Here is a 596-nt window from a genome sequence, read left to right on the forward strand (position 1 = left end):
TACGATCCCGACACGCACACCATCCATATTCCGTATACGTTTTACTTGGAGTCACTCAATTACTTCTCCAACAACCAATATGAAGATCGCTACGGAAAATCGCCAAAGACTGGTGCATTAGATACCTTATTACACACTTTGCTGCATGAAGCTGGGCATGCGTACATCGAGGATCAAAGCATCCCTGTGTTGGGGAAAGAAGAAGATGCCGTTGACAATTTCGCCACTATTTTACTGATCGACTATTTAGACGATGGCGCCGATATGGCCATCAGTGCCGCCGACATGTTTGCGTTTGAGTCCGATGACAGACCCGACTATTACGATTTCGGCGAGTACATTGACGAACACAGTTTTGACCTGCAGCGTTACTTCTCCACTTTGTGCTTGGTGTATGGCAGCGATCCTGAACAGTACAAATCGTTACTCGACGAAGTTGAAAAAGACTACCTTCGAGATCGCAAAGACTTCTGCCAATACAATTACGAAAACATTCGCACTAACTGGCAGCACTACCTGCAGCACAATGAACCCAAAGAAGCATCGACACGTAAAAACAGCGAGAAACCATCAAGCAGCCCCAATGCAATGACGAA

The 596-nt window shown here is 46.0% G+C and carries 1 protein-coding gene; it reads left to right on the forward strand.

Translation table 11 applies throughout. The features are described 5' to 3' along the window. Nucleotides 1-596: DUF4344 domain-containing metallopeptidase (locus R8N49_RS28800; protein WP_318190657.1), on the forward strand; the 596-nt coding region annotated here is incomplete at both ends.

This window comes from Vibrio sp. 1978 (assembly GCF_033344345.1).